The sequence below is a fragment of the Streptomyces sp. URMC 124 genome (assembly GCF_051386455.1).
GTDB lineage: Bacteria > Actinomycetota > Actinomycetes > Streptomycetales > Streptomycetaceae > Streptomyces.
This window is the reverse complement of sequence record NZ_JBPQTS010000333.1, coordinates 1-1146: the sequence shown is the minus strand read 5'-3', so window position 1 is coordinate 1146 and position 1146 is coordinate 1. Positions and strand designations below refer to the sequence as shown.

Annotated in this window: 1 protein-coding gene; it reads right to left on the bottom strand. The window is 70.2% G+C overall.

The annotated features are described in order from the left end of the window. Window positions 1-27: 27 nt before the first annotated feature. Window positions 28-1026 carry a tryptophan--tRNA ligase gene (gene trpS, locus ACSNOG_RS32755; RefSeq protein ID WP_436756336.1) on the bottom strand — a complete coding sequence of 333 codons (999 nt, stop codon included), beginning with the start codon at window positions 1024-1026 and terminating at the stop codon, window positions 28-30. Window positions 1027-1146: the final 120 nt, after the last annotated feature.

Sequence of the window (1146 nt, the reverse complement as noted above, 5' to 3'; positions counted from 1 at the left end):
GGCTGAGGGGGTCGGGTCGCGGTCGGCCTACTGGGCGGGCAGCAGGCCGATCGCCCGGTACGCCGCGTCGACCACCGGCCGGGCGATGCCCCGCGCCCGCTCGGCCCCCTCCCGGAGCACCGCATCCACATAAGCCGGGTCGCCGCACAGTTCGGCATGCCGCTCCCGCACCGGCCGCAGGACCTCCAGCACCGCATCGGCGGTATCCCGCTTCAAAGCGCCGTACGAGGAATAGACGCCCGCGAGCTCCGACGGATTTCCCCCGGTGCACGCGGCGAGGATCTCCAGCAGGTTCGTGACCCCGGGCCGCGTCTCACGGTCGTGGACGACCTCACTGCCGCTGTCGGTCACCGCACGCATGATCTTCCGGCGCACGGCATCGGGCTCGTCGAGCAAATAGACGATGCCCGCCGTTTCCGCGTGGGACTTTCCCATCTTTGCCGTCGGATCCTGCAGATCCATGACCCGCGCGGCCACCTGGGGCAGTACGGCCTTCGGCACGGTGAACGTCTGCCCGTACCGCTGGTTGAACCGCACCGCGAGATCCCGCGTCAGCTCGACGTGCTGCGCCTGGTCGTCCCCCACGGGAACCTCGTCCGCCGCATACGCCAGGATGTCCGCCGCCATCAGCACCGGATACGTCAGCAGCGACAGCCGCACGCTGCCGCCCGCGGCCCGCTCCCGCGCCGACTTCTCCTTGTACTGGATCATCCGCCGCATCTCGCCGTCGGACGCCGTGCACTCCAGGAGATAGGAGAGCCGGGTGTGCTCGTCGACGTGACTCTGTACGAACACCGTGCACCGAGCCGGTTCCAGCCCGGCCGCCAGCAAAAGCGTGGCCGTCTGCCGGCTGAGGCGCCGCACCCGCGCCGGATCGTGCTCCACTGTCAGGGCGTGCAGGTCGACTACGGAGAACAAGGCGTCGGCCTTGTGCTGGTCCACTTCCACCCACTGGCGGATGGCGCCGAGGTAGTTGCCGAGCGTCAGGTGGCCGGTGGGCTTGATGCCGCTGAAGATCCGGGTCATGGGGTGGTGCGCTCCCTGTCTGGAAGGGGACGCCGCCACGGACAGCAAAACGGCCGCCGAGGCGGCGGCCGTTGGATGCATGCGCGAAGCACGGAGTCGGGGGGGGGGGGGGGGGGGGGG